The sequence below is a fragment of the Burkholderia sp. AU31624 genome (genome assembly GCF_020420065.1).
GTDB lineage: Bacteria > Pseudomonadota > Gammaproteobacteria > Burkholderiales > Burkholderiaceae > Burkholderia.
Window position 1 is genome coordinate 46,196 of record NZ_JAIZRT010000008.1, and the last position, 25,119, is coordinate 71,314.

A 25,119-nucleotide genomic window follows, 5' to 3' on the forward strand; every position below is an offset into this window, starting at 1 on the left:
GACCGCGCACGCGGTGTTCCGCAGCCGGGCATCGTGCCGCCGGCTGCGGAATACACTCAGCCGGTGGTCCGGACGAATTCGGCGATGCGTGACGCAATGACGTCGGGCGCATCCTCGAAGCAGTAGTGCCCGACGCCCGTCAGCCGTTCGACGGGCGCGGACGGAAACAGTGCCGTGAAGAGCGGCAGGAAGTGTTCGGCGCCGAGCGTTCGGTCGGCGTCTCCCCAGATCGCGAGCGCGGGCTTTTCGCGTATCGCGCGCAGCGCCGCCGCATCGGGCGCCTCGAACCGATGCGTGCCAGCGGCAAACCCGCGGGCCCATCCGATCGCGCCGACGCAGTCTTCCGGTTGCGCGAACGGCGCACCGTATGCGGCGATCCACGTGTCGTTGATCACCGCGTGATTTTCGAACCCGTTCAGCTTCAGCGTGCTCAGGATGTTGAAGCCGAGCTGACTGAGCACTGTCTCCAGCGTATCGTTCGCCGCCGCACGCATGATCCACTGGAACCACGGCGCAGCGCGACCGTTCGCGTTCAGTCGTTCGACCAGGTCGGGCTGGCCGAACGGCGTCGGCCCGTTCGCGGACACGATCCGCCGGATGCGATCCGGATGCCGCGCAGCCAGCCCCATGCCGACCGGGCCGCCGAAATCGTGCATCACGAGCGTGATGCGATCGAGGCCGCGCGCGAGCACGAAGCGCTCCAGGTTGTCGACATGGTCCTGCAGCCAGTAGCTGCGGTCCTGCGGCGTCGCGCTTTTGCCGAAGCCCATGTGATCGGGGACGACGACGCGGTGCGTCGGACTCAGCGCGGCAATCAGATGGCGGAACAGATAACCCCAAGTGGGTTCGCCATGCAGGCACAGGAGGGTTTCGCCGTCGTGCGGACCTTCGTCCACGTAGTGCATCCGGAAGCCGGATGCGTCGTCGAAATGCGGGGCGAATGGAAAGGTGCCGTCGAACGTGGCATCGGACCGGATCATCGAACGCTCCTTCGGATAGTCGGATAGTTTGGTTTCAAATTGAAACCGAGTCAAAGCGTAGGATATTGGGTTTCAAGTTGCAACCAAAATCGTGACTGGACGGCTGGCCGCGTGACTGGAATACGGGCGCGCGATGATGTGCCGGAAGGGAACGCAGCATTAAAGCATTGACGCGGATGTATGCGCTGGAATGCCAATCGCGTTCGAATCGACCGCTCGATTCGTCGATCGCGAACAGTCGGGCCCCGGGAGATTGATCTTTCGTGCAACGAGTTTTATATTGCAACCATTCATTTCAACGGAAACGACCGCCGTTCCGCCCGCATGCCGGGAACGGCATCGCCCCATGCATCGATGAACAGACGAACCACGCACGAAGATTCCCTTTGCGGCGTAGCCCGCCCGCTGGACGCGATCGGCGACTGGTGGTCGCTGCTGATCGTCCGCGACGCGTTCGACGGGCTGCGCCGCTTCGGCGAATTCCAGAAGAATCTCGGGCTGGCCAAGAACATCCTGGCCGCGCGCCTGCGCAACCTGGTCGCGCACGGGATCATGGACATCGTGCCGGCTGCGGACGGCGGTGCGCATCACGAATACGTGCTGACCGAGAAAGGGCGTGGTCTGTTTCCGCTGCTCGTCGCGCTGCGGCAGTGGGGCGAGGATTTCTTCTTCGAACCGGACGAGGCACACGTGCTGCTCGTCGACCGGAAGAGCGGGTTGCCGGTCAGGAAGCTCGAACTGCGTTCGCAGGACGGGCGCGTGCTCGGGCCGGAGGACACGGTCGTGTTGCCGCCGCCCGACTGACGAGCGGCGACCGGGCGCGTGCCGCATTCAACTCCGGTCGCTCGCCGCGTTGCTTTCGAGGAAGCTGTCCACCGCGATCAGCGACTGTTCGTCGAGCGTACCCAGCACGCTTTTCAGCTTCAGTTGCAGCTTCAGCGCGTCGAGATAGCTGTCGAACAGCTTCTGCCGGATGCCCGAGATATCACGGCGCAGGTTCAGCGTTTCGTACGTCGTGCTGTAGCCGACCTGATGCGCCTTCATCGACGAATCGTACGCGAGCCGCGCGGCCTGCAGCGACTGCTGCAGCGCGCGGATGCGCTTGCCGACCGATTCGAGCGCGGACAGCGCCTCGCGATGATCGGTGCCCAGTTGCTCCTCGACCTCGCGCAGCCGGTTGCGGTATTGCTCGGTCACGTGTTCGGCTTCCACCTGCCGGTAGTACACGCTGCCGCCGGAGAAGATCGGAATCGTCACCTGCACGCCGACCGCGCTCTGATGGAAGTCGGAGCGATCGGTGAGCCCGCGCAGGTTCGGGTTGAGCCCGCGCGAATACGACGCGAACAGGTCGACGGTCGGCAAGTGCTCGGCGCTGACGCGCTTCGCGGCGAGCCGCGCGACCTCGACGTCGCGATATGCCTGCCGGTATGCGGGGTTGTCCTGCGGTGCGTAGTCGCCCGACGGAATCCGCGGCGACGACCCGCGCATCGCGAGCCGCGGCCAGCGCGAGAAATCGATCGTCGAACCGAGCAGCGTCTCGTAGCGCGCACGGCGTGCGTCGACGTCGGTTTGCGCGAGGGCTTCGTCGGATTGCGCGAGGCTGCGGCGCGCCTCGATTTCGGCCGTATCGCCGATCGTCTTCATCCCGAGCTGCGCCATGCGCCGCGTATCGCTTTCGAGCCGGCTGAGCGCGTTCACTTCGTCGTCGGCCGACTGCAGTTTCTCGCGCGCGCTCAGCAGGTCGAAGCACGCGTTCGCGACGCGCAGGATCAGGTCCTGCCGCGCCACCTCGAGCTTCTGCTTCGCCGATTCCTCGTACTCGGTCGCGCGCCGGATGTCGTACAGGTAGGGCACGTTGAACAGCGCCTGCGTGACCTGCGCGGAACCGTATGCGGCATTGCTCGATCCGCTGACGTCGATGCCGAACAGGTTCGCGTGCGTCCCGTAGCGTCCCCATTCGAGTTGCGCGGCGGCCTGCGGCAGCATCTGCGCGCGCGCTTCCGGGAATTTCTGGCGGGCCGCGTCGTATTCGCTGCGCGCCTGCAGGTAGCGCGGATCGTGCACGACCGCGTACTGGAACGCGGTGTCGAGGCAGAACGCATGCGCGTTCGCGGACAGGCTGCTTATCGTTACAGCGAACAATGTCATGGTTGCAAGTCGGGGATTCCACCTAGTCGAAAATCTTGATAGGGAATTACCCGCATTCAGCGTTGCCGCTCCGCGATTCGCGCGCCTCGTTTCAAACATGGCCGTCTCCGTCTCCTGCCCATGCCGCAACGCATTGCGGCGGGATTTAAACGTATTGAAATTGAAATTCAAACAGCGTGAATGCCTGCCAATCGTGGTGCATCGGAAAACACCACTGTAAGAGTGTGTCCTCCATTGAATTTCGATGCGCTCGCATGATAGCCTGATTTCGGCTCGTAATCGCGGTGATTATTAGATTAACAAGTCGCTAGGGATTAAAGGCCGTTTGTCTTTCAATGAAGGTTCTTTACGTCATCTTTATTTTTTACGAGGAGAGAATGATGAAGGTCATGACGACGGAACAGGTCAGGAATGTGCATGGCGGCGGTGCGATCAGCTCGCTGGGTAGCCTCGCTGTTGACGCCGCGCCGGTGGTGACCGCGCTCGGCCAGTTCCTGCCGAGCCTCGGCAATTACCTGCAGAACCCGAAGACGTTCAATAACACCGGCAAGTAACCGCCGTGCGCGGGGGGGCGCCCCCCGCGTGAAATGCTGCGAAACAGAAGGAAAAGAATCGATCGCCGCAGTGGAAATAAAGCGAATCCGAGAGGCATTATTTTCGGTTCGGGCGATTATCAGGAGGCAGGAGTGCCGGATTATCTCCGTAATAAAGTGAACGGCCATTGAAATTGCAATTGGCTGACGGTGGCGGGCATTCCGACAATATAAAGGCCACAACAAATGCGAGACATCACCGAAGAACAGGCCCGCCAGATTCGCGGCGGCGCGTCGCTTTACTCCAATTCGGCCGCCTATACGGTCGATCTCGTCAACCAGTCGATCGGGACCACGCTCCAGGGCCTGATGACCCAGTACCAGACCCGCGCCGTCGAACAGTTCCGGATGTCGCTCGGCTCGTCGCGCTGAGCGGCCCGCCCAGCAGCCGGTAACACCGATCTTCCGTCGCAGCCGGCAGCGTGCCGGCTGCGCCCATGCGTATCGCGCACGACCCGCCACGGGCCCGCTAGCGGCAGGCCCGGGCGGCGCGTCGTCGCGCCCCGGGTGCCCGACCATGCTCTTCAATACGCGTAAAGTCCGTCCGGTCCTGCAGGACGAGGTGACGGAGTGCGGCCTGGCCTGCCTCGCGATGATCGCGTCGTGGCACGGGCGCGAAACCACGTTGCGCACGCTGCGCAACCGCTATCCGGTGCGGATCGATTCCGGGCTGTCGTTCTTCGACCTGATGGAGATCGCGAACGATCTCGGCCTGCGCGCACGCGGGCTGCAGTTCGACGCGGGCGAACTCGACGCGCTCAAGACGCCGTGCATCCTGCACTGGGGGATGAACCACTATGTCGTGCTGACGAAGGTCGGCTACGGCAGCGTGCACATCGTCGATCCCGCGCTCGGCGAGACGAAGCTGCCGCTCGCGCAGGCGCTTACGCACATCACCGGCTACGCGCTCGAACTGAATCCGGACATCGGCTTCACGCGGGCGGGGCAGGCCGACCGGATCCGGCTGCGCGACTACCTCGAAGGGCTGACCGGCATCCGCAAGAGCCTCGCGATCGGCATCGCGGGCGGCGTCGCCGCGCAGCTCCTGCTGCTGCTCGGCCCGTCGTACGTACAGCTGACGATCGACGAAGCGCTGAAGAAGACCGACGTCGACATCCTGTACCTGCTGACGATCCTGTTCGCGATCGTGTTCCTGTTCGACACGCTGTACGCGAACCTCGTCGGCAACATCAAGAGCTACCTGCGCAACATCGTGTCGCAGCAGTTGTCGGCGAACATGGTCGGGCATCTCGCGCGGCTGCCGATCGGCTATTTCCTGTTCCACAACACCGGCGATTCGATCTCGCGCGTGTCGTCGGTGTCGGAGGTCGGGCGCTTTCTCGTCGATGGCCTCGTCGGCGGGCTGCTCAATATCGTCACCTGCACGTTGACGCTCGTGCTGATGCTGTACTACAGCCCGGTGCTGGCCGGCATCAGTCTCGCGGGGATGGTGCTGTTCGCGCTGAGCCGGCTCGCGATCCAGCCGCAACTGCAGGACGCGATGTCGCAGATCCTCACGCGCGGCGCCGAAGCCGATGCGCTGCTGATCGAGAACATCCGCTCCGCGCACTCGATCAAGCTGCTGTCGGCCGAGACCGCGCGCAGCAGCCTGTGGGTGAACGCGTTCACGCAGAAGCTGCAGGCGATGCGCCAGCAGGAGCGGCTGCAGCTGCTGTTCGACGCGATCTCGAAAGGGATCGTGCACGTCGAGCAGCTCGTGATCGTCACGTACGGCGCGTGGCTCGTGATGCATGGGCAGAGCACGATCGGCGTGATCTACGCATTCATCCAGTACAAGAACCTGTTCGCCGACAAGTTCATCGACTCGATCCAGCTCTACGTGCGCCGCAAGGTGCTGCAGGTGCACATGGACCGCGTCGCGGACGTGCTGCAGACCGAGACGGAGGAGCCCGCGCCCGACGCGGTCGTGCGGCCGATCGACGGTTTCGACGGCACGCTGGCGATCCGTGCGCTGTCGTACACGCCGAAGGGCGGCAACCGCCCGATCCTGCGCGACATCTCACTCGACGTGCCGGCGGGCGGCAAGATCGCGATCGTCGGCCGTACCGGCAGCGGCAAGACGACGCTGTTGAACCTGATCTGCGGGCTCGTGCGGCCCGAGCCCGGCACGCTGTTCGTCGGCGGCGTCGATCTCGCGGAAGTGAACCTGCGGCAGTACCGCAAGCATCTCGCGGCCGTCACGCAGTCCGACCAGCTGTTTCGCGGGACGATCCGCGACAACATCACGAATTTCGCGCCCGCGCCGCGGATCGGCGCGATGTTCGATGCGGCGAAGCTCGCGTGCATTCACGACGAGATCGAGCGGCTCGACCATCGCTACGACACGCCGCTCGGAGACACGCAGAAATTCCTGTCGGCCGGCCAGATGCAGCGGCTCCTGATCGCACGCGCGCTGTATTGCGAGCCGCGCCTGCTGATCCTCGACGAGTTTTCATCGAACCTCGACCAGGCGACGACCCACGAGATCTGCCGCAACGTGCTGACGCTGCCGTGCACGATCGTGCTCGTCACGCACGACGCGTCGATCCTGTCGCGGGTCGACCGGATCTACGAGATGCAGGACGGCGTACTGACCGATGTGACCGACGCGTGGCGTTCGGCCGAGGAGATGCGGTGATGATCGGACGACTCTTTCTGCTCAATCCGTTCTCGTATGCGTTCCTGGTGCGGCGCGTGGTGCGCGCCGTCGCGCTGCGCACGTCGCCCGCGCGCGGGCTGCGGCTGATGCGCTGGTGCTCGGGCGCATGCCTGCGCTGCTTTCCATGCATTCGCGAGTCGATCGAGCGTGCGGTCGCGTTCATGCTGAGCGCGCACCTGAACGACGATCCGCGGCGCGTGCGGGAAGTGTCGGCGGCGATCGTGCGCGAGCTGTTCGAAGCGGAGTTCGCGGGGCTCAAGCTGCGGTCGCACAGCCTCGAGTCGATGAAGTCGATGATCGACGGGATGGCGTGCGAAGGCGACGCGCAACTGCAGGCGGCGCTCGCGCGCGGCGGCCCGCTGATGCTCGCGGGGCTGCACTTCGGCAACCTGATGCTGTTCGTCACGAAGCTGCGCTTCATGATTCCCGACGACCGCAAGCTGATGGTGATCCTGCACCGCGATGCGCCCGGCGCGTTCTTCGACGATGCGCTGCGGCTCGTCGCCGAATACGGTGCCGGCGAAGTCGAGTTCATCGACATCGAGGAGCGCGTGCATCTGCGCCGGCTGATCACGAGCCTGCGGCGCGAGGCGCCCGTGTTCCTGCTGTTCTCCGACCTGCACGGCAAGTTCGGCAAGACCAACCGCTGCCGGCTCGGCGGCCGCTGGGTGCGGATGGCCGGCGGCGGCGTGAAGCTCGCGGTCGAGCAGGGGATTCCGCTGCTCGTCGCGTATGCGACCGGCGTGCCGTTCCGCGATCGCTGCGCAGTGCATTTCACCGAGCTCGCGGCCAGCCCGCTCGCGCCGATGCTCGGCGCGGATGACGACGCGTCGCCCGTGCGTGCGACGCACCAGCGCATCGTCGACCGGCTCGAGCAGGCGCTCGTGCGCCAGCCCGAGCAGTGGCATTTCTGGGAACACTTCACGCCTTACCTGATGCCGGCGCCGCTGCTCGATGCGGCCGCGCGGCGTCGCTCCTGACGAGCCCACCCCATGCCGACCTGGAATTCCGCCCTTCGAGAACAGAAGCCGTCGCGCAAGCTCGCGCGCGGCACGACCTTCGGCACCGTGATCCACGGTGTCGTCGACGTGCCGGTGTCGATGCGGTTCTTCTGCTACCTGTCGCTTGCGATGTTCGCGATGTTCGTGACCGCGCTCGTCGAGCTGAGCTATGCGAACACCGAGAGCGTGTCGGGGATGCTGACGCCGCGCTCGGGGCTGATCGGCGTCAGCGCGCCGCCGGGCTGGGCCGTGCGCGACGTCTACGTCGGCAAGGACCAGCACGTGAAGGCCGGCCAGCGCCTGCTTGCGGTGACACGCGACACGAGCTTCGTGAGCCAGGCGAACAACGTGCAGGGGCTGCGCGCGGCGCTCGACCGGCAGCGCGTCGAGGTCACGCAGCAGATCGACGCGGCGCGGCTCGAATACAAGTCGTCGGTGCAGCAGATCAACCAGCAGATTGCCGCGCAGGGTGAAAGCCGCGGGCTGATCGACCGGCAGATCCAGGACCAGAAGCGCATCGTCGACGAGTACGGCGAACGGCGCGCGCGCGTGAAGCAGCTGCTCGACGAACAGGTCGTGACGCTCGAGCAGTACAACCAGGTCAACACGCAGTACCTGCAGGCCGGGCAGGCGTACCAGGACCTGCTGCTGCGCCGCGCCGAACTCGCGAAGAACGCGATGAAGCTGCGCGGCGACCTCGACACGATGCAGAGCAAGTACGACGGTGCGAACGCGGAACTGAAGATCAAGCAGGAGGAGCTGAACGCGAAGGAATACAACATCGACGAGAACGTGAACCAGGTGCTGTACGCGCCGGCCGACGGTCAGATCGTGCGGCTCGACGTCGTGCAGGGCGGCGTGATCGACCCGCCGGGCACGCGCGTCGTCGAGATCCTGCCCGCGAAGGCCGACGGGCTGATCGCCGAGGTCTACATTCCGTCGTCGAAGGCCGGCTTCGTGAAGAAGGGGCAGGAAGTGAAGGTGGCGTACGCCAGCTATCCGGTCGAGAAGTTCGGCACGTATCGCGGCAAGGTGCTGTCGATCTCGCCGGTCGCGTTTTCGGCGAAGGAGCTGAACCTGCCGGGCGATGCCGCCGCGCCGCAGACCTACTTCAAGACCTGGGTCGAGCTGGCCGACCGCACGCCGGCATTCGAAGGGCGGCCGCTGTCGCTGCGCGCCGGGATGATGCTGAAGGCCGACATCGTGCTGGAGCGGCGCAGCCTGCTCGAATGGCTGTTCGAGCCGCTGTACCGCATCCGTCAGCGCCTGTTCGGCGTGCCGGCCTGAGCCGATGGCGAGCCGGGACAAGGACCGCCGCCGCGCGCGGCCGGGCACGGTGCGTCCGCTGTCGCGCTGGCTCGGCGCGACGCTGTTCGCGTGCGCGGCCGCCGCGCACGGCGCGCCGCAGCCGGACGGCGACGCCGCGCCACGCTGGCAGGCCGGTGCCGACGGGATCGGCTTCTGGCCGGGCGGCGACGCGGACGGGTTCGATGCGGGTGCATGGGCGACCGATGCGGGGCCGGCCCGCGGCGGTCGCGGCGAGTCGGGCGATGCGCCGCAACCCGACGCCGTACCGTTCACGGCGCGCAAGATCACGCTCGGCCAGCGGACCCGCGGGGCGGGGCGCGCATGCGCGGCCACACGCGAGGACGGCGCGGACGGCATCGGCTTCGACGACAACGGCGCAGCCGGCGGCTGCGAGCCGGCCGCGACACGCGATGCAACGGCGGATGACGCACCGGCGGGCGGTGTCGTCCACGCCGACCGGATGCCGTACGAACTGCATCCGATCGACCCGTCGCGGCTGCCCGATCTGCCGGCCGCCCAGGCGCCGCCGCTGCTGACGCAGCTGATGGGCGGCGACCGCAACATGGTCGGCCTCGGCTGGCACTTCGTCGGCACGACCGGCCGATCGACGCCGGTGACGACGCACACGGACGCACTCGGGCTGAACAGCTTCCAGAACCCCGGTTCGAGCCTGTCGCTCAGCAATACGAACACGCTGGCTTTCACGTTCACCCACTTTTTCTCGGAGAACTGGGCGGCCGAACTCGGCGCGGGCATTCCGCCGGTGCTGACGCTGCGCGGGCACGGCAGCATCGCGCTGCCGCTCGACCGGATTTTTTCCGGCGTCCAGGGGCGCTTTCCGCTGATCGATCTCGCGAACACGCAAAGCAACCCGCTCGCGACCACGCGCGCGTGGCTTGGCTCCGTCGTGTTCAAGTACTACCTCGGCGAGCGCGAGGATCGATTCCGCCCGTTCGCGGGCATCGGCATCAGCTATACGCGCTTCACGAACACGAACCTGAATCCCGTGTTCCAGCGCAAGCTCGCGTCGCTCGGCGGGCTGCTCGCGGCGGGCGCGGACATCGGCAGCCTGCAGTCGCTGCTGCTCGACCCGTCGCTGTTCCAGCGGATCTGGGATGCCGGCGGCGATCTGCTGCTGGCGGGCAAGACCAACGTGTCCGCCAAGGTGAAGAGCGTATGGGAGCCGGTATTCACCGTTGGCGCGAGCTACCAGATCACGCGCCAGTTCTGGATCACAGGCATGGTGACCTATATCCCGTTGCGAACGAAGATTACGCTGGACATCGACCAGCCGAATCGGCAACTCGCATCGAACACGTTCGATATTTCCGCGAACCCCGTGCTGGCCAGCGTGCTGCTCGCGTTCCGCTTCTGACCGGCGCGCCGGCCCCTTTTTTCATGAATTTGACGCGCGACACTGGGATAATGTCTGCGTTTGCTGCGTCAATGATGGAAGGAGGCCCCATGGGCGACAACGATACCCGTACCGAGACCGACGACCGCACCGATATGGAATCGATGGAGGCGCGCCAGCGCCGTTTCGAGGAAGATCTGGTCGACGCCTACGACGAAGAGCTCGAGATGGAGCTCGACGATCGCCGCTTCGACGACAGCGACGACCTGCTGTTTTCGCAGGAGCGCCGCGAGGCGCGCAAGGAGTATTTCCGCGAGCTGTTCCGGCTGCAGGGCGAGCTCGTGAAGCTGCAGGACTGGGTCGTGAGCACCGGGCACCGGCTCGTCGTCATTTTCGAGGGGCGCGACGCGGCCGGCAAGGGCGGTGCGATCAAGCGCATCACGCAGCGGCTGAACCCGCGCGTCTGCCGCGTGGCGGCGCTCCCGGCGCCGAACAATCGCGAGCGCACGCAATGGTATTTCCAGCGCTATGTCGCGCATCTGCCGGCCGGCGGCGAGATCGTGCTGTTCGACCGTAGCTGGTACAACCGCGCGGGCGTCGAGCGCGTGATGAACTTCTGTACCGACGAGGAATACGAGGAATTTTTCCGTTCGGTGCCCGAGTTCGAGAAGATGCTGGTGCGTAGCGGGATCCAGATCGTCAAGTACTGGTTCTCGATCACCGATCACGAGCAGGAAGTGCGCTTCCAGAGCCGGATCGAGGATCCGCTCAAGCAGTGGAAGCTGAGCCCGATGGATCTCGAGAGCCGCCGCCGCTGGGAAGCCTATACCGCCGCGAAGGAAGAGATGCTGCAGCGCACGCACATTCCGGAAGCGCCGTGGTGGGTCGTGCAGGCCGTCGACAAGAAGCGCGCGCGGCTGAACTGCATTCACCACTTGCTGCAGCAGGTGCCGTATCACGAGGTGCCGCACGCACCGATCGACCTGCCGCCGCGTGAGCATCACGAGGATTACATCCGTCGACCGGTGCCGGACAACATGATCGTGCCGGACACTTACTGAACGGCAGGCGCGGATTCGATACGATGACCTGGCGCGCCGCGCAATGCGGCGCGCGTTACTCCCGGATCAGGAACGCGGTGCGGTCGCGCCCGACGATCCATGTGGGTGCACGGCCGCGGCCGCTCCATGTCGCGCCGGTTGCCGGGTCGCGATACTTCGCACCGACCGTAAACAGCTTCGCGCGATCGCTGTAACCCTGGCCGAAGATTTCCCGCGCGGTCAGCGCGTAGCCGGTGACGAGCTCGCGTACTTGCGCCAGCACCGCGCGGCGTTCGCGGCTGCGTGCCGCCTTGATGCGCCGATCGAGTTCCGCAAGCTGGGCTTGCAGTGTCTGCAGTTGATGCATGCGTCCGTTATCCCGTAGTCGAGTTTTGATTATTGGCGACGCGTGACGAACCGCACGTCGGCACGCCCGGCCTTGGCGTGCCGCCTCGGCCGGTAGCGGTTGCGTGCTGCCTGCGCCGGCCTGCGGATAAAACGTGTACGGCACGAATCGCCGGGAACTCGGTGAGATTAAGTGGCGGTGCGCGGTTTTTCTATCGGACGTATCTGATTTTTCGGCGGAATTTGCAGGCGGCGGGGTGGCGGGGCGGGGACGATAGCGGCCGCTCGTTACAGATCGGGAAAGCCTGATCGCCCTTGCGTCAGGTCGAATAACTCGGTCCGCGCGTTCGCGTCGGCGGTCTCAGGCAGCTTGATCACGAGCTTGACCGTCATCCCGTACGCGCTGTCCACCAGTTCGTAGCCCGCCTGTTCGATCCAGCGGCGCACGCGCGCCTCCTCGGGGTAGCCGATCTCGATGGCGAGCCGCGTGTAGCGGATCCGCTCGACGCGCTCGGCATCGAGCAGCGCCGACGCGATTGCATCGGTGTACGCGCGCACCAGCCCGCCCGCGCCGAGCTTCACGCCGCCGTAGTAACGGACGACCGCGCCGAGCACACCGTCGAGATCGTGATGGCGCAGCACTTCCAGGATCGGCCGGCCCGCCGTGCCGGACGGCTCGCCGTCGTCCGACATCCCCGATTGGCCGCCCGCCAGCAATGCCCAGCACACGTGCGTGGCGGCTGGATGTTCGTCGCGCAGGCGTTGGAGTGCCTGCATCGCGGCGTCGCGGTCGTCGACGGGAATCGCGTAAGCGATGAAGCGGCTCTTGCGGATCTCGAGTTCCCGGATGTAGGTGGTGGCGAGCGAGTAACTCATTGAATGAAAGGCGGAAGAATCTGCGTCGGACGCATTATGGGCCATCCCGGTACACGGGTGGAGCGACGTCCGGCGGCGATGCTCGTTTCAATGGTTCGGCGGACGCGTCCGGACGCATGTGCTTCGGTGTGGCCGGCATATTCCGCGCGAGGGGAACAATTGGCGTCGGAAGTATGCCGATTTTCGAACTTCAGACAGTCATTCTCAGTGCTTCGAGTCGCCGGGGATATGGACGACGCGGATATTTTTTCGAGCGGGATGAATGAACGTCAAATATCCTGAATTCGAGCGCCGCAAAGTTGATCTTGTGTAACATCCCTGTTACAGTTCGGCCCCACTGGGACGGTAGGAGTCGCTGGCCATTAAGTCACAGTGTTTGACAATCTGCTCGCGAATCGAGCAAGGCCGGCATTTTTTCGCTTTCCTTAATATATTCATGCGGTTGGCGGGGTGCGCTCGAGAGCGCGCATGGGGTTGGCGGAAGCGCGGCGTGACTGTCTGGTACAGGGCGGCACAATATAAAAACACCTTCAGTGAAATAACCTCAACGAGAAGAAAAATGGCTGATTTGCATTGGACCATGCCAATCGCCAGGTGGACGTCGATTTCGACCGCGGAGGTGCCGGGCGTCGAAGCCCTCGATCCGATGGTGCGCCGTCGTATGAGCCGGCTGTCGCGGCTCGCGCTTCAGGCGGCTTTCGACTGCGCCCGGGAAAAAGCCGCGTTGCGCGTGGTTTTTGCTTCTCGGCACGGTGAGCTGACCCGTACCACGACCATTCTCGACAGTATTCAAGCTGCCGAACCGGTGTCTCCAACCGCATTCAGTCTCTCGGTGCTGAATGCGGCGACAGGCATATTCGGTATCGCACGACGCGACCGGTCTGCCGCGACGGCGATCGCGGCCGGGCGTGAAACCCTGGGCTTCGCATTGCTCGAAGCCTTTTCCCAGTACGAAACGTCGCCCGAAACGCCGGTGTTGCTGGTTTATGCACATGAGCCGGCCGATTCCGTTTATGCCGCCGTCGACGACGATCCGGACAGTATCGGGTTTGCCGTTCTTGTCGATTCCGACGGGGCGGCGGGTCATCTTGCATGCGAGATGGCGGCAATCGGCCCGTTGGATCAGGGTGCGACCGAGCCGGCCGGAACGCAAAGCGCAGCGGTTCTGCGTTGCCTTTCCACGCGCGGGACCACGGTCTGGCGCGGCGACGATTCACAGTGGCGCTGGAGCTGGCATGAGTGCGCGGCTTGATTACGGCTGGCGCCTGTTCGCGACCGGCGCCAGTCTCGCTTTCTTCGCCCTGTGCGGATCGGCATTCTCGGTGCTGGCAATCGCTGCGGGCCTGTGCTGGCCGCACCGGCGTTCGCGTCAACGCGCTGTGACGCTCGTTATCCATTATTTCTTCCGCATGCTGGTTGCGGTGCTGCAGCGCGTCGGCGTGATGCGGCTGGAGGTGACCGGCGTGGAACGGCTCGGCAAAGCCGATCCGGCGATCGTCGTCGCGAATCACCCGACCTGGCTTGACGTGATGGTGTTGCTGTCACTGGCGCCGAAAGCATGCTGCGTCGTCAAGCGCGGCCATTGGGGCAACCCTTGCTTCTGGGGCATCGTTCGGGCCGCCGAATACGTGAGCAACGCCGATGCGGTGGATCTGGTCGAGGCCGGCGCGCGGCAACTGGCCGCGGGCTACACGATGATCGTTTTCCCTGAGGGGACGCGCAGCCCGGGCGGTAATCGCCTGCATGCATTTTCCCGCGGCTTCGCCCATATGGCGTTGCAGTCGCGCAGCCGGATCCAGCCGGTGCTGATCGATTGCGATCCGCCGGTATTCACCAAGACCCTGCGCTGGTATCACGTACCGCCCCGTGCATTTCGCATGCGCATCAACGTGCTTGAGCCGATGGACATGAGCGGGCTGGCTTCCGGCGTCACCTCGCCGTCGATCGCCGCTCGGAGTATTGCCCGCGAAGTGGAAGTGCACATTACCCAAGGCCTGTTTCAGCATGGATACTTTAAAACTGCAAATTAAGCGGCTTCTGATCGAGATGCTCGACCTCAACGACATGACGGTCGACGATATCGACGACGACGCACCGCTGTTTTCGACCGACGGTATCGGGCTCGACTCCGTCGATGCGCTTGAAGTCGGCATCATGCTGCGCAAGCAGTTTCACCTGACGATCGCCGCGAACGACGAGCGCACGAAGGCGCATTTCCGCTCGATCAATACGCTGGCGGCATTCATTGCAGAACAACAGGCGCATCAGGCTGCACCGCAAGAAGCCGTGCTGGAAAAGGGGGAGTGAGTTGTGACCGACGCAGAAATCCTTGAGCGCATCCGCGCCATTTTTCACGAGAATTTCGCGATCGAACCGGAGCGCGTGACGCCGGACACGCATCTGTTCGAAGAACTCGATCTGGACAGCATCGACGCGGTCGATCTGGCCATCAAGCTGCAGGAAATGACGGGCCGGCGGATCAAGCCCGAAGAGTTCAAGTCCGTGCGAACGGTCGGCGACGTGATTGCCGCGGTTCACGCGCTGCTTGCGCGCGGCTGACGTGGCGGTGATGCATATGCGAGAGACCGGCATCATCCTGCCGCGCTGGACAGGCGCCGCGCTCAGGGTGATGCTTGCGCTCGCCTATCCGCTCGTCATCCTGTTTGCGTGGCAGGGGATGACGCCGCGCTACATCGGTTGTCTGCTGATCGCGATGCTGTGGCTTCAGCGCACGGTCGGCAAGGGCGCATTGGCGAACGCGCTCAGGCGGCTGACGGTGCTCGACTGGTGCGTAGCCAGCGCATTGACCGGCTTGTCGCTCGCGATCGCGGTGACCGACAGCGAACAACTGTTTCATCTCTATCCCGCATGCGTGAGCGCCGGCTTGCTGGTCGCGTTCGGTGCGACGCTTCGGCGCGGCCCGACGATGGTCGAAAAATTCGCGCGGTCCACGCATCCCGACCCAAGCGCGGAGATCGTCCGATACATGCGTCGAGTCACTCAGGTCTGGTGTGCGTTCTTCATCGCAAACGGCGGTTTTTCGGTCTATACGGCGCTGTACTGGAGCCGTGAATCGTGGGCGCTCTACAACGGACTGATCGCATACGTGCTGATCGGCACTTTGCTGGCCGGCGAATGGCTGTGGCGCAGTCTGGTCGTATCCGGCCGGCGCGACCGTGCAGGTGCCGCATGATCGCGTTGCACGAGATTCTGTCCGCTCGCGTGGATGCCGGCACGGTCGTCTGCCGCGACGGTGGCGTCGTGCTGACGCTGGGCGATTTTCGCGCTCGCGCGGACGCCATTGCCCGGGCCGTCGAGGCGGCCGACGCGCAGCGCGTCGCGATCTCCACCGATGATCCGTACGACTTCGCCTGCGCATTCTTTGCGGTGGCGGCGGCGCAGCGGGAGATCGTGATTCCCGCCAGCAACGCACCTGGTTATCTCGACGATCTCGCCCATGCGTACGACCTGCTTCTCGATGCGCCTGCGCTGGCCGCGTGCGAGCGGGTATCCGGTGCCGAGATCGCGTCTCGCACCATCGGCGAGGCTGCCGCGATCACGCTTTATACGTCCGGCAGCAGCGGCACCGCGAAACCGGTGCGGAAATCGCTCGCGCAGTTCGATGCCGAGGTTCGCACCTTGCAGCGCGAATGGGCGGATCGCGTCGGCGCGGCGGTGACGCTATCGAGCGTACCGCATCACCATATCTACGGATTGCTCTTCAGGATCCTGTGGCCGCTGGCGGCGGGGCGTTCGTTCGACCGGGCGACGGTGATCGAGCCGCTGCAGATGCAGCAGAGGCTTGCCGCCTACGGCGCCGGAGCGGTCGTGTCCACGCCGTCGCAATTGATGCGCTGGCCCGCGTTGCCGGGTTTCCCGATGCGCGCCCCCGCGCCGTGCGTGTTCTTCTCGTCGGGCGGCCCGCTGCCTGCCGATGCCGCGACGGCTTATTCGGAAGCCTTCGGCGTGGCGCCATTCGAGATATTCGGCAGCACCGAAACCGGGGGCATCGCGTGGCGGCGCCAGGACGTCTCGTCGGCGTGGCAGCCGTTGACGGGCATCGACGTGCGATGCGACGACGATGGCGCGCTGTGCGTGCGCTCCGCGCATCTCGGCCATGACGACTGGCACCGTACCGACGACACGGCGCACTTCGATGCGTATGGCCGTTTCGAACTCGCGGGTCGGCGCGATCGCGTCGTCAAGCTCGACGGCAAGCGTGTATCGCTGCCGGAACTCGAGGCACGGATACTTCGCCACCCGTACGTCGAGCAGGCCGCGGCCGTGGTGGTCGACGGCGCGACGCGTGCGCACGTCGGCGTGGTCGCGGTATTGACCGAGGTGGGCCATGCGGCGCTTGCCGCCGACGGCCGTATCGCCGTTGCCGCGGCATTGCGACATGACCTGGCCGCGTATTTCGATGCGACCGCCTTGCCGCGACACTGGCGATTCCGGCATGCGATGCCGTTCGATGCGCGCGGCAAGTTGCCGGCTGCGGCGCTCGCCGCCGCATTCGACGTCGCGCCGGAGGGGTTCGAACTGCTCGCGTCGTGGCGCGGCGCCGATGCGCTGAACTACGAGTTGCGCGTGCCGCCTGCGCTCGCCCACTTCGAGGGCCACTTTCCCGGGCTGCCGATCCTGCCGGGCGTCGTGCAGATCGACTGGGCGGCACGCCTTGCCGCACGCGACCTTCCCACCGTGCACGAGGTCCGTTCGATCGATCACCTGAAGTTCAAGGCGCCGGTACCGCCCGGCGCGATGCTGGCGTTGCGCATCGCGTACGATCCGGCGCGCGGATGCGCGCGATTCGCGTTTCGCTGCAATGGCCGCGAATGCACGTCTGGCACGCTGGTCTATGGAGCGGCGGCGAGATGAGCGGCACCTGCATCGTCATCCCGATCTACAACCATCGCGACGCGATCGGCGACACGCTCGCGCGCCTGGTCGTGCACGGGCTGCCGATCATCGTGGTCGACGACGGCAGCGACGTGCCGACGCAACAAGTGCTGGCCGGGCTGGCGCAGCGGTACGCGGAGGCCGTGACGCTGCTGCGCTTGCCCGCTAACGGCGGCAAGGGGGCGGCGGTGATGGCCGGACTGCGCGCGGCGCGTGCGCACGGATACCGGCATGCGATTCAGATCGACGCCGATGGCCAGCACGATGCCGCCGACGTGCCGAAGTTCGTCGCTGCCGCGAAGGTCGAGCCGGATGCGGTGATCCTCGGCCGGCCCCGTTTCGACGACAGCGTGCCGAAAGCCCGCCTGTACGGCCGCTACCTTACGCACGTATGGGTATGGATCGAGACGCTGTCGATGGACATTCCCGACGCGATGTGCGGCTTTCGCCTCTACCCAGTCGACGCCGTCTGCGAACTGATCGACGCGGTATCGATACCGACGCGCATGGCGTTCGACAGTGAGATCCTCGTGCGGCTGCACTGGCGGGGGCTGACTTTCAGGACGATCCAGACGCGCGTCGTGTATCCGCCCGACGGCGTGTCGCATTTCGACGTATGGCGCGACAACCTGCGCATCAGCATGAGCCATACGCGACTCGTCGCCGGGATGCTCGCACGCGCGCCGCTGCTGCTGGCCAGACGGCTAGTCGGGCGGCGCGGTGCGGCGGCGCCCGGGCACGCTCGCGCATGGTGGCGAACGCCCGAACGCGGCAGTCTCGTCGGCATGAAATTGCTGGCGCTCAGCTGTCGCTGGTTCGGCATCGGGTTCACGTCGATCTGGCTTTATCCGATCGTCGGCTATTTCGTGTTGACGAACCGCGCCGCGCGCACCGCGTCGTACGCGTATCTCGCTCGACTGCAAGACACGGACGCGGCAGCGCCGAAGCCGGGCTGGCACAGCGCGTACCGGCACATGCTGGCGTTCGCCCAATCGGGATTCGACAAATTTGTCGCGTGGTCGGGCCGGCTCGACGCATTCGACGTGCGCTTCGACGATTCGTCCGCGTTCGACGCGCTCGCGGCGAGCGGCCGAGGGGCGCTCGTGATCGGCGCGCATCTGGGCAACCTGGAGATGACGCGAGCGCTGGCATTGCGCGACGCGCATACGAAGGTGACCGCGGTGGTGTACACCGAGCATGCGAAGCGTTTCACCGGCGTGCTTGCCGGGACGAACGACGACTTCGGCAAGCAGCTGATCGAGGTGACGGACTTCGGGCCGGACACGGCGATGATGATGCAGTCGCGTATCGATGCGGGCGAGCTGCTCGTGATCGTCGGCGATCGCGTGCCGCCTCGCGACTCGGGCAAGACGGTCGACGCCCGCTTTCTCGACGCGGCAGCGCCGTTTGCGCAGGGTCCGTATGTGCTCGCGCACGCACTTGGCTGCCCGGTCTATCTGTTCTTCTGCCTGAAGGAAAGGCGGGGCTACCGGCTCTATTTCGAACCGTTCGCCGAGCGGATCGAGCTGCCGCGCCGGGAGCGTGCCGGCCACGTTGCCGAATGGGCGCAGCGCTATGCGTTGCGTCTCGAACACTATTGCCGCAAGGCACCCTATCAGTGGTTCAATTTTTTCGATTTCTGGGCGCGGCCCGACGGAGGCCCGCGTGGCGGAGCATGATTTGAAGGACATCCCGGCCGCCGCCGGCCCGCAGACGTGCCGGGCGGCCGTCGTAGTGGGCGGCCGGCATCTGACGATCGAGGACGTCGTCGCGATCGCACGCGACGGCGTGCCGGTCGCGCTGAGCGGGGAGCCCGGCTGGCGTGCGCGCATCGAGCGCGGCGCAACCTGGCTGCGCGACTATCTCGCGAGCGGGGGCACGCTGTATGGCGTCACGACCGGATACGGCGATGCATGCGTCGTCGAGGTGCCTGCGTCGCTGGTTGAAGCGCTGCCGTTGCAGTTGACCCGTTATCACGGGTGTGGAATGGGCGACCGGTTCGATGCAACGCAAACGTTGGCGATCATCGTCGCGCGGCTCAATTCGCTCGCGTTCGGCTACTCGGGCGTCAGGCTCCTGTTGCTCGAGCGGCTGGCCGATCTGGTGAACTACCGCATCCTGCCGCGCATTCCGTCGGAAGGCTCGGTCGGCGCAAGCGGCGATCTGACGCCGCTGTCGTACGTCGCCGCTGCGCTGGTCGGGGAGCGCACAGTCGTGTTCGACGGTGGCGAACACGACGCGCGAGCGGCCTGGCAAGCGATCGCGCGTGCGCCGCTGACGCTCGCGCCGAAGGAAGGGCTTGCGCTGATGAACGGCACGGCGGTCATGACGGGGCTGGCCTGTCTTGCGTTCGCGCGTGCCGACCATTTGACGAGGATTGCCGCACGCCTGACAGCGCTGACGACCGTGGCTCTCGACGGGCGGGCGGGGCATTTCGACGCGCGGCTGTTCGACGCGAAACCGCATGCGGGGCAGGCCGAGGCGGCTGCGTGGATACGCGCCGATCTGGCCGGACGCGACGAATCGCCGGCGCGCCGGCTGCAAGATCGCTATTCGGTGCGGTGCGCGCCGCACGTGATCGGCGTGGTGCGCGACGCGTTGTCGTGGATGCGTCGCGATATCGAGAACGAGCTGAACAGCGCGAACGACAATCCGCTGATCGATCCGGACGAAGGTTGCGTCCTGCACGGCGGTAATTTCTACGGCGGACATATCGCATTCGCGATGGACGCGCTGAAGGCCGCGGTAGCCAACCTCGCGGATCTGATGGATCGCCAGCTCGCGCTGCTGGTCGACGACAAGTTCAGCAACGGGCTGCCGCGCAACCTGACGGGCGCGGCGCCCGATCGTGCCGCGATCAATCACGGCTTCAAGGCCGTGCAGATTTCGTCGTCTGCGTGGACGGCGGAGGCGCTGAAACATACGATGCCGGCAAGCGTGTTCTCGCGCTCGACCGAGTCGCACAACCAGGACAAGGTCAGCATGGGCACGATTGCCGCGCGCGATTGCCTGCGCGTGCTGACGCTGACCGAGCAGGTCGCGGCCGCGCACGTGCTGGCCTCCGTGCAGGCCGTCCGCCTGCGGCTGCGCGACGATCCGGAAACGCAGCTTTCGTCCGCGCTTCGGTCGTTCATCGACGAAGTGGGCCGCGAATCGCCACCGGTGATCGAGGACCGGCCGCTCGAAGCGGAGTTGCGCGCGCTGACTGCGCGCCTTGCCGCGTGCGACCCGATCGGTGCATGGCATGGGGAGGCGGCATGAACGAATCCCGCTCGCCGTTGACGGCGACCGCTCGCGTCGAGGTCCTGTTCCACGACGTCGACGCGATGAACGTCTGCTGGCACGGTCACTACCTGAAGTTCTTCGAAAGCAGCCGTGCCGCGTTGCTGCGCATGATCGACTACGACTATCCGGCGATGCTCGCGTCGGGCTACATGTGGCCTGTCGTCGAAGCGCATCTCAAGTACGTGCGGCCGGCCACGTATGGCCAGCAGCTCGACGCGCGCGCAACGTTGCTCGAATTCGAAAACCGGCTGAAGATCGGCTACGAGATCGTCGATGCAGGCTCGGGCGAGCGCTTGACGAAGGGCTATACGGTGCAACTGGCGATCGACGCGACGACGCGCGAGCTGCAATTCGTGTCGCCGCCGGCCTTGATCGAAAGGGTGCACGCGCAATGGGCCTGAACGTATCCCGCAGACGGTTGACCGCGATGCTGGCGGCGTGCGTGGCGCTCGCCGCCGGTCACGCGGCGGCCGCGCCGGCGTCGAGCCCGGCGAATGTCGCGCTGGTGCCGGAAATCGCGGCTCGACTTGCACGTGTCGGTGCGATTCGCGCAGATTTCCGCCAGACCCAGACACTGTCGGCGATGAAGCAGCCGCTCGTCAGCACCGGATCGATGCTGTTCGACCGTGCCTCTGGCGTCGTCTGGCGTATCGAAACGCCTTACAAGGCCACCTACGTGATTACCGATGACGGCGTGCGCGAAGTGGGTGCCGACGGGCGGCTCGTCGCACCTGGCGGCAGCCGTGGCGTGGCACAGGTAGCGCGAATGATGCGTGGCATGCTCGGCGGCGACCTGTCGGCGCTGTATGCCCAATTCGATGTCGACGCGAGCGGAACGCGCGAACGGTGGCGGATGGTCCTGCGGCCGAATCAACCGCAGCTCGCGCAGGCGATCCGCACGCTGGAGATGAGCGGTGGCGCTTATCTGGGCCGGCTCGACATGACATTCGCGAACGGCAACGTGACCGTGCTCGAATTTTCCCGGCCGACGCCGGTCGACGGCCATGCCTCGGTCGAGCGCGCGTGGCTGGAGGCGCGTTGATGAACACGACGAGCGAGGGGGGCGACGTATCCGCCGGGCGAGCCAGGCGACGCTTGTTGTGCGCCGCGTGGTTGCTCGTCGCACTGGTGGCCACCGGTTACAACCTCTGGCGGTTCAGCGGACCGTCGCCGCTACAGACGAATCTGCTCGCGCTGCTGCCGGCGACCGAAGCGAATCCCGTCGCCGAACGGGCCGTCGAGATGCTGGGCGAAGCGCTCGGCAATCGTACCGTCTATCTGGTGACCGACCGGGACGCCGCGCGCGCGAAGGCGGCCGCGAAGGCGTTCAGCGCGCGGCTTGCGGGCAGCGGCGCCTTTCGTTCGGTGACGGTCGAGGTGCCGCCGTTCGACCTGTCGCAGATCGCGGCCACGTATTTGCCGGCCCGCTTCGGCCTGCTGACGGAAGCGGACCGTGCGTCGCTCGAACGCGGCGACGCCACGCTCGCCGATCGATTGACCCGGCGGCTCTATGCGCCGCCAGTCGATGGCCTGCAGACCGGCGTGGCGGACGATCCGTTCGGCTGGCTCCAGCACTGGCTCGGGAACCTGCCGCTGACCACATCGAATCTGTCGCTCGAAGACGGCATGCTGGTCGCGCATCGCGACGAGGCGACGGGCGTGCTCGTGATGACGTCGCTGGCGGGCTCGGCCTACGAGTCGAAGGTCCAGCGCGCGGTGCGCGACGCAACGGCCGACGCGGAGTATGCGCTCGCGGCCGACTATCGCGGCGTCCGGGTCGATCGGGCCGGCGCCGTGTTCTATGCGGAGGCGGCGCGCGCCAGCGCGGAGCGCGACGTGCATCTGATCGGCGCGGTTTCGCTGGCCGGCATCGCGCTGCTGCTGATGAGCGTGTTTCGTTCGCCCCGCCTGCTGGTGCTCGCATTCGCATCGACGGCCCTCGGCATCGTTTGCGCGCTGGCCGTGACGCTCCTCGTGTTCGGCAAGCTGCATTTGCTGACGCTGGTATTTGGCGTGAGTCTCATCGGCGAGGCCGTCGACTATTCGATTCAGTATTTCGTCGCCTATCTGTCCGCAGGGCGGCAATGGGACGCGCGGCGCGGAGCGGCCGCGGTGAGGCCGGCGCTCGTGGTGGCGCTGGCAACCAGCCTGCTCGGTTACGCGATCCTGATGTGGGTGCCGTTCCCGGCGCTCAAGCAGATCGCGTGCTTTGCGATCGTCGGGATCCTGAGCGCGTTCGCTGCCGTGACCGGCTTCTTGCCGCTCATGCTGACACAGGCGCCCCGGCGCGTGCCCTCCCGCGTTTTTTCCCGCGCAGTGCGTGTGCTGCGTGGATGGCAGTCGCTGCTTGCCGGCCGGCGCGCGGTGGCGGTCGCCGTACTGGTCTCGCTCGTTGCGATCCCGGGCTGGGTCGCGTTGCGCAGCGATGACGACATTCGCTTGCTGATTCAGCGCGATACCGGTCTGGCGCGTCAGGAAAACGACATCCGCGCGGCGGTCGGGCTGGCGAATACGGCGCAGTTCTTCGTCGTTCAGGGGGCGACGCCTGAAGCGGTGCTCGAGCGCTCGGAGTCGCTGGTCGCGGCGCTCGATTCGCAACGAGTCGGCCGCGTGCAGTCGGTCGCGACGTTCGTGCCTTCGGCACAGCAGCAGGCGCGCAATCGTGCGGTGCTGGAAGCACGTGTGTTTGCCGATCCTGCTGCGTTGCGCGCGACCCTGGAACGCGCGGGGCTCCGCAACGATGTTGCGGATGCGTGGATCCAGGCCTTTTCGCGTCACGCGGCGACGACGTTGTCCGTCGACGCCTGGTTGACGGCACGCTGGTCGGCGCCGTTCCGGCATCTGTGGCTCGGTCGGGTCGACGGTGCCGCGGGGCCGGTCTACGCGGCGCTGGCTATTCCCGAGCGGGTCGATGCGGCGAATGCGGCTGCACTTGCCGCAGTAGCGCACGGCCTGCCAGGCGTGTCGTGGGTCGACAAGGCCGCCAGCGTATCGAACCTGTTCGGTGCGTATCGCGTCGATAGCGGCCTCTGGCTGGCCGGCGCGCTGATCCTGGTCGCGGCGCTGCTGATGTGGCGATATGGCGTGCGCGGCGGCATCGCGACGATACTGCCGGTCGTGTTCGCGATCGGGCTGACGCTGGCGGTGTTCGGTTACGCACGGGTGCCGCTCACGTTGTTCAACTGGCTTGCGCTGATGCTGGTGCTCGGCGTGGGCGCCAACTACGCGGTGTTCCTGCGGGAAGGGTGCATGCGGGACATGACGGATCTCGGTGCGGTGTGGACCGGCGTGCTGCTGTCCGCTGCGACGACGCTGTTGTCGTTCGGCATGCTGGGTGCCAGCGCGATGCCCGCGTTGCGCAGTTTCGGCATGACGCTGGCAATGGGCATCGTATTTTCGGTGCTGTTCGCACCGCTCGCGACGCCGTTCGGGAAGGAGAGCCGGACATGAATCCGACACGCGTGGCGGTCTATCTGTCGGCGCCCGGCATGATCAACGCGCTCGGCGCGTCGACCGACGATATCGCGGACGCGCTGCGCGCCGGCATCGCGCCCGGTATGGCTGCGTATCCGGACGCCCCTGGCGGGGGCTGGGTCGGGCGCGTACGGTCGGCGCTCGAGGTGGCGCCGCCGGCGTCGCTGGCGCATTTCGATTGCAGGAACAACCGGCTGCTGCTGGCTGCGCTCGCGCAGATCCGCGCGTCGGTCGATGCCGCCGTTGCGCGTTACGGGCCTCGCCGCATCGGCGTCGTGATCGGCACCAGTACCTCCGGAATTCAGGCCGCCGAACAGGCGTTTGCCCAGCGCGCGGCAACGGGCGCGATGCCCGACGGATTCGACTACCGGCAGATGGAGATCGGCACGGCTGCGCCGTTCGTGCGGGCCGCGCTGGGTGTCGCGGGGCCGGCCTATACGCTGTCGACGGCATGCACGTCGGGCGCGAAGGCATTTGCGGCCGCGCGCCGCCTGCTGCGGCTGAATCTGTGCGATGCGGTTGTCGTGGGCGGTGCGGATTCGCTGTGCGAGCTGACGCTGCAAGGCTTTGCGTCGCTCGAATCGGTCAGCCCGGCGCGGACCAATCCGATGAGCGTCAACCGGAGCGGCATCAATATCGGCGAAGGTGCCGCGCTGTTCGTGATGTGCCGCGACGAAGGCGCGGTGCGGTTGGCGGGTGTCGGCGAGTCGAGCGATGCGCATCATATTTCGGCGCCGGATCCGGCGGGAGACGGCGCGGAACAGGCATTGCGCGCCGCGCTCACGGACGCCGGCGTGCGGGCTGCCGACATTGGCTACCTGAATCTGCACGCGACGGCGACCCGCCTGAACGACCAGATGGAGGCAAACGTGACGGCGCGGGTGTTTCCGGACGGCGTGCCCGCGAGCGGCACCAAACCGCTGACAGGGCACATGCTCGGTGCGGCAGGCGCGACGGAGCTCGGATTCGGCTGGCTGGTGCTGGGCCGCGGGCTGGCGTTGCCGGCGCACGTGTGGGATGGCGAGCGCGACCCCACGCTGCCCGCGCTCGATCTCGTGCAGACCGAGCGACGCCTGGCCGCCGGCGTGGCTGGGCAATACGTGATGAGCAATTCGTTTGCTTTCGGCGGCAGCAATGCCAGTCTGATTCTGGGGCGCTGA

General features: G+C 66.0%; 24 protein-coding genes. 20 read left to right on the forward strand and 4 right to left on the reverse strand.

The window, feature by feature from the left end:
* Positions 1 to 56: 56 nt before the first annotated feature.
* On the reverse strand, positions 57 to 980 hold the full coding sequence (locus tag LGM89_RS27255; protein ID WP_226274555.1) for an alpha/beta fold hydrolase: 924 nt from the start codon (positions 978 to 980) through the stop codon (positions 57 to 59).
* Positions 981 to 1,334: 354 nt separating this feature from the next.
* Here LGM89_RS27255 and LGM89_RS27260 point away from each other — a divergent pair, with 354 nt between their 5' ends.
* The gene (locus tag LGM89_RS27260) at positions 1,335 to 1,784 is read left to right on the forward strand and encodes a winged helix-turn-helix transcriptional regulator (protein ID WP_039356969.1); all 450 of its coding nucleotides are present in this window, start codon (positions 1,335 to 1,337) and stop codon (positions 1,782 to 1,784) included.
* A 27-nt stretch (positions 1,785 to 1,811) separates the two neighbouring features.
* Here LGM89_RS27260 and LGM89_RS27265 read toward each other — a convergent pair whose 3' ends face one another.
* Positions 1,812 to 3,227 carry a TolC family protein gene (locus LGM89_RS27265; RefSeq protein WP_226274721.1) on the reverse strand — a complete coding sequence of 472 codons (1,416 nt, stop codon included), beginning with the start codon at positions 3,225 to 3,227 and terminating at the stop codon, positions 1,812 to 1,814.
* 278 nt (positions 3,228 to 3,505) lie between these two features.
* On the opposite strand from LGM89_RS27265, the gene LGM89_RS27270 reads away from it, so the two are divergent.
* From LGM89_RS27270 to ppk2, 7 genes are all read left to right on the forward strand, one after another.
* On the forward strand, positions 3,506 to 3,682 hold the full coding sequence (locus LGM89_RS27270; RefSeq protein ID WP_006479216.1) for a hypothetical protein: 177 nt from the start codon (positions 3,506 to 3,508) through the stop codon (positions 3,680 to 3,682).
* 225 nt (positions 3,683 to 3,907) lie between these two features.
* Positions 3,908 to 4,093: a hypothetical protein gene (locus tag LGM89_RS27275; RefSeq protein WP_027791386.1), complete on the forward strand. Its 186-nt coding sequence runs from the start codon at positions 3,908 to 3,910 to the stop codon at positions 4,091 to 4,093.
* 145 nt (positions 4,094 to 4,238) lie between these two features.
* Positions 4,239 to 6,359, forward strand: coding sequence for a peptidase domain-containing ABC transporter (locus LGM89_RS27280; RefSeq protein ID WP_226274556.1), 2,121 nt, complete (start codon positions 4,239 to 4,241; stop codon positions 6,357 to 6,359).
* On the forward strand, positions 6,356 to 7,360 hold the full coding sequence (locus tag LGM89_RS27285; protein WP_226274557.1) for a hypothetical protein: 1,005 nt from the start codon (positions 6,356 to 6,358) through the stop codon (positions 7,358 to 7,360). The genes LGM89_RS27280 and LGM89_RS27285 overlap by 4 nt, the downstream gene beginning before the upstream one ends.
* A gap of 12 nt (positions 7,361 to 7,372) precedes the next feature.
* Positions 7,373 to 8,668: an HlyD family secretion protein gene (locus LGM89_RS27290; RefSeq protein ID WP_089427682.1), complete on the forward strand. Its 1,296-nt coding sequence runs from the start codon at positions 7,373 to 7,375 to the stop codon at positions 8,666 to 8,668.
* A gap of 4 nt (positions 8,669 to 8,672) precedes the next feature.
* Positions 8,673 to 10,064: an OmpW/AlkL family protein gene (locus tag LGM89_RS27295; RefSeq protein ID WP_226274558.1), complete on the forward strand. Its 1,392-nt coding sequence runs from the start codon at positions 8,673 to 8,675 to the stop codon at positions 10,062 to 10,064.
* 89 nt (positions 10,065 to 10,153) lie between these two features.
* Complete coding sequence (gene ppk2 / locus LGM89_RS27300) at positions 10,154 to 11,104, forward strand: polyphosphate kinase 2 (RefSeq protein WP_089427680.1); 951 nt, start codon at positions 10,154 to 10,156, stop codon at positions 11,102 to 11,104.
* Between the two features lie 55 nt (positions 11,105 to 11,159).
* Here ppk2 and LGM89_RS27305 read toward each other — a convergent pair whose 3' ends face one another.
* Both LGM89_RS27305 and LGM89_RS27310 read right to left on the reverse strand, forming a co-directional pair.
* Entirely contained in the window at positions 11,160 to 11,450 is a 291-nt protein-coding gene (locus LGM89_RS27305) for an H-NS family nucleoid-associated regulatory protein (protein ID WP_089497150.1), read from the reverse strand.
* Positions 11,451 to 11,716: 266 nt separating this feature from the next.
* Positions 11,717 to 12,304, reverse strand: a complete 588-nt coding sequence (locus tag LGM89_RS27310; protein WP_089497149.1) for an IMPACT family protein — start codon at positions 12,302 to 12,304, stop codon at positions 11,717 to 11,719.
* Between the two features lie 559 nt (positions 12,305 to 12,863).
* Here LGM89_RS27310 and LGM89_RS27315 point away from each other — a divergent pair.
* Genes LGM89_RS27315 through LGM89_RS27370 form a run of 12 tightly spaced genes read left to right on the forward strand, consistent with a single transcriptional unit; the run spans position 12,864 to position 25,119 of the window.
* Positions 12,864 to 13,556: a beta-ketoacyl synthase chain length factor gene (locus LGM89_RS27315; protein WP_089497148.1), complete on the forward strand. Its 693-nt coding sequence runs from the start codon at positions 12,864 to 12,866 to the stop codon at positions 13,554 to 13,556.
* Positions 13,540 to 14,334 (forward strand): lysophospholipid acyltransferase family protein, encoded by a 795-nt coding sequence (locus LGM89_RS27320; protein WP_089497147.1) that lies wholly within the window; start codon positions 13,540 to 13,542, stop codon positions 14,332 to 14,334. The genes LGM89_RS27315 and LGM89_RS27320 overlap by 17 nt, the downstream gene beginning before the upstream one ends.
* Positions 14,309 to 14,611: a phosphopantetheine-binding protein gene (locus LGM89_RS27325; protein ID WP_089497146.1), complete on the forward strand. Its 303-nt coding sequence runs from the start codon at positions 14,309 to 14,311 to the stop codon at positions 14,609 to 14,611. Before LGM89_RS27320 ends, LGM89_RS27325 begins: the two co-directional genes overlap by 26 nt.
* Positions 14,612 to 14,614: 3 nt before the next feature.
* Complete coding sequence (locus tag LGM89_RS27330) at positions 14,615 to 14,863, forward strand: acyl carrier protein (protein ID WP_226274559.1); 249 nt, start codon at positions 14,615 to 14,617, stop codon at positions 14,861 to 14,863.
* 16 nt (positions 14,864 to 14,879) lie between these two features.
* Positions 14,880 to 15,497: a hypothetical protein gene (locus tag LGM89_RS27335; RefSeq protein ID WP_179254906.1), complete on the forward strand. Its 618-nt coding sequence runs from the start codon at positions 14,880 to 14,882 to the stop codon at positions 15,495 to 15,497.
* Positions 15,494 to 17,179, forward strand: a complete 1,686-nt coding sequence (locus tag LGM89_RS27340; RefSeq protein WP_226274560.1) for an AMP-binding protein — start codon at positions 15,494 to 15,496, stop codon at positions 17,177 to 17,179. The genes LGM89_RS27335 and LGM89_RS27340 overlap by 4 nt, the downstream gene beginning before the upstream one ends.
* Positions 17,176 to 18,879: a glycosyltransferase family 2 protein gene (locus LGM89_RS27345; RefSeq protein WP_089497144.1), complete on the forward strand. Its 1,704-nt coding sequence runs from the start codon at positions 17,176 to 17,178 to the stop codon at positions 18,877 to 18,879. The genes LGM89_RS27340 and LGM89_RS27345 overlap by 4 nt, the downstream gene beginning before the upstream one ends.
* Positions 18,866 to 20,461 (forward strand): HAL/PAL/TAL family ammonia-lyase, encoded by a 1,596-nt coding sequence (locus LGM89_RS27350; protein ID WP_089497143.1) that lies wholly within the window; start codon positions 18,866 to 18,868, stop codon positions 20,459 to 20,461. Before LGM89_RS27345 ends, LGM89_RS27350 begins: the two co-directional genes overlap by 14 nt.
* The gene (locus tag LGM89_RS27355; protein ID WP_089498147.1) at positions 20,458 to 20,886 is read left to right on the forward strand and encodes an acyl-CoA thioesterase; all 429 of its coding nucleotides are present in this window, start codon (positions 20,458 to 20,460) and stop codon (positions 20,884 to 20,886) included. Before LGM89_RS27350 ends, LGM89_RS27355 begins: the two co-directional genes overlap by 4 nt.
* Positions 20,877 to 21,527 carry a LolA family protein gene (locus LGM89_RS27360; RefSeq protein WP_226203633.1) on the forward strand — a complete coding sequence of 217 codons (651 nt, stop codon included), beginning with the start codon at positions 20,877 to 20,879 and terminating at the stop codon, positions 21,525 to 21,527. Before LGM89_RS27355 ends, LGM89_RS27360 begins: the two co-directional genes overlap by 10 nt.
* The gene (locus LGM89_RS27365; protein ID WP_226274722.1) at positions 21,527 to 23,935 is read left to right on the forward strand and encodes an MMPL family transporter; all 2,409 of its coding nucleotides are present in this window, start codon (positions 21,527 to 21,529) and stop codon (positions 23,933 to 23,935) included. Before LGM89_RS27360 ends, LGM89_RS27365 begins: the two co-directional genes overlap by 1 nt.
* A complete protein-coding gene (locus tag LGM89_RS27370) occupies positions 23,932 to 25,119 on the forward strand; it encodes a beta-ketoacyl-[acyl-carrier-protein] synthase family protein (RefSeq protein ID WP_226274561.1) in 1,188 nt (395 codons plus the stop codon). Before LGM89_RS27365 ends, LGM89_RS27370 begins: the two co-directional genes overlap by 4 nt.